This window comes from Opitutaceae bacterium, from assembly GCA_015075305.1.
In the GTDB taxonomy this organism is placed as follows: Bacteria; Verrucomicrobiota; Verrucomicrobiia; order Opitutales; family Opitutaceae; genus UBA6669.
Genome location: JABTUS010000016.1, coordinates 1 through 2,505 on the forward strand (window position 1 = coordinate 1; position 2,505 = coordinate 2,505).

Consider the following 2,505-nt stretch of genomic DNA (forward strand, 5'->3'; position numbering starts at 1 on the left):
CAGGCAGTTCCAACTTCAGGGCTTCTGAAACCCGGAGGCCAGTGCAAGCCAGCAGTGACAGCAAGGTGACATAGGTGATCGGGCGAATGGAGCCGCGAGGCGCTAAGTCGGATGCGGCTCGGAGAAGGCGATCAATCTCATCTGGGGTGAAGATATGGCATGATCGCGGCCGCCTCGGAGCACCGCCGAAGGCGCCGGTGGGCGGTACTTCATGACGCTGGTCTTCAGCGTTGAGCATACAAGCCAGCCGGTGGACGATATGCAAACGGTCGTACCGCTGGCGGACCGACGGTGCGTTTCCTGCCCATTCGAGAACCGAATCGGTTCGGATGAACGCCTCCGATCGCTGTCCGGCAAAATCGGCGAAACTGCGGAGTGCACAGGCTTGAACCCGATACTTGAATCCCAGGTTCCGGTAGAGCTCGATGTGACGATTCACCGCTTCACTCAGCATCTACCTGCCCTCCTGTTGCTCGGGCCAAGGTTGCGCGATCTGCTGCAGAGTGGCGACATCAACCTTGGCGTAATGCGCGGTCGTGTCCGGTGACTTGTGCCTCAGAACGGTTCCGATTTCATCCAGTGTGGCCCCAGCTCGGAGCATGCTGGTGGCGGCCGTGTGCCGGATGAGATTGGCTCCGCGAGATGGCGGGTTCTCGATCCCAACCTTGCGAAGCACCAATCGGACGACATCGGAAACCGCGCCGCCTGAGCGTAGTGCTCGGAAGGGTGCCTGCGCACAAAGAAAGACGCGATCGATCATGACGCCCGGACGCTCGCGTTCCATATAGTCCAACACCGCATCTCCTGCATCCTGTGGCAATGGCAACCGGACATCCCGCCGCCCTTTGCCCCGCACCAGAAGGGTGGCCTCCTGCCAGTCGATGTCGACAGGACGCATGTCAGCGACATCACCGGCGCGAAGGCCCAGCCGGAGCAGCAACAACATAATGGCTCGATCCCTCGGCACCAAAGGTCCATTCTTGCGACACGCATCATTGAGACGAGTCACTTGCGTGGAGTCGAGGTAGCGCGGCAGCGAGGACAGCCTCCACTCGGCCACTGTTGGCACGACATGGTCTAGTCCAGGTTGACAGGCGCCGCTCGTTGCCAGGAAGCGCAGGTAGATGCGCAACGCACCGGCGAACGTTTTCGCATAGGCAGGCCGACAGCCGCGGATCTGCTCCAAAATGACGGTTCTTACCCTGGTCGCCGTGTATTCGCCGGCATCGTCACCGAGTGCGGGCAACATCAGTTTCATCAGGTGCTCATGGCGAGCGACGGTAACCGTCGACAGCCCTCGATGTCGTAAGAGCCATTGGCGGAAGGCGATCAAAGACGCCGGAGTTTCCGGCACTGTGTTTGCAACCGGGCGGATTACTCCCCGTTGCGCGAGATATTCGGCAAAACGCTCGACCCGGGCGATGTAATGGCGGGAAAGACACTTGTGACCGCGATGACCAGGGCATTGGCAGCGGTGCGCTTCAAACGCCTTCACCGTGTTCTCATCGATGTCTGACAGGCTCACGCCTTGAGCCTCCAACCAGCCGCCGAAATGAATCGCAGAGTTCATGTAGCCAGCGATCGTGAGTTCCGCAAAGCCCACGGTCGCCATCTCGGTGACGAAGCCTTTCAGGTAAGGGGCCGCTTCCCCGACACTCATGTCGTGGGGACGTGCCAGAAGCTGAGCAATGTTCATACAGGTCCTCTCTGATCGCCGGTCTCGGCGATCAGAGGGAGCCTACGTTATGTGCAGTTCGGCGTGCTGGGGCGATGATCTCTCCCGAGACTATTCGCGGCTCCTCCCATCCAGACTCCACATAACGATAGACGGCACATATTTCCGCATGTCGACCGCTTCCAGCCCCACGTAGATCCGCGTCGCCGGACCCAGATCGAACATCTTATCGCTCCGCCGCCACTCGCGGCAATCGGGCCAGAGCCAGCTCGGGAAACTCCCACCCGCTTTCGATTCGCACTCCGTTCGGCAGGCTCAACTGAAATCTTGCCCATCGGCCCTCTCTCAGCGCTGGTTCCGTCGCCTGGATCTTCACCGGCACGATCCTGGCCCGGTCTCCATCACGGACCTGCCGCCGCCAGTAGTCCAAGGTGCTCACCGCCACCCCGGTCCGCTCGCAGAATCTGCGCCTGCTTAGTCCGCTCCGTTCGTACTCGGCCACTACTCCCGCGATCACCTCTCGTCTGCTCTGGTCCTTCCGCGCATGTGTCACCTCCTCATCTCACCAGCCATCGCCGCGGGCTTCAAGATGGTTTCGCCGTACGGATACGATTGAAACATCGCCGACGCGCTGGATCTGAGCAACAATACGAGCACCGGTTGGGATGACTTATTCGCAGAGGTGCGATTGAAACGGCTCCATCTCATGCCTCTCCAACTTGCCTTGACACCCCACGCAGGGTTGGGATGGCTTATTCGCAGAGGTGCGATTGAAACTCGTCACTCTCACATCCGAATTGAGCTTCTCCGCATCAAGCGGGGTTGGGATG

At 60.2% G+C, this 2,505-nt stretch carries 3 protein-coding genes; all 3 read right to left on the reverse strand.

Features of this window, described 5'->3' with window-relative positions:
• Positions 1-439 (reverse strand): integrase (locus tag HS122_20225; GenBank protein ID MBE7540724.1); only part of this gene is annotated, 439 nt, incomplete at its 3' end.
• A gap of 15 nt (positions 440-454) precedes the next feature.
• A complete protein-coding gene (locus HS122_20230) occupies positions 455-1,660 on the reverse strand; it encodes a tyrosine-type recombinase/integrase (GenBank protein MBE7540725.1) in 1,206 nt (401 codons plus the stop codon).
• A gap of 241 nt (positions 1,661-1,901) precedes the next feature.
• Complete coding sequence (locus tag HS122_20235) at positions 1,902-2,228, reverse strand: transposase (protein MBE7540726.1); 327 nt, start codon at positions 2,226-2,228, stop codon at positions 1,902-1,904.
• Between the last annotated feature and the right edge of the window lie 277 nt (positions 2,229-2,505).

What these genes read in the sequence shown, in the direction of transcription:
- HS122_20230 (MBE7540725.1), bottom strand. Translation starts at nt 1,660, where the DNA reads ATGAGTGTCGGGGAAGCGGCCCCTTACCTGAAAGGCTTCGTCACCGAG.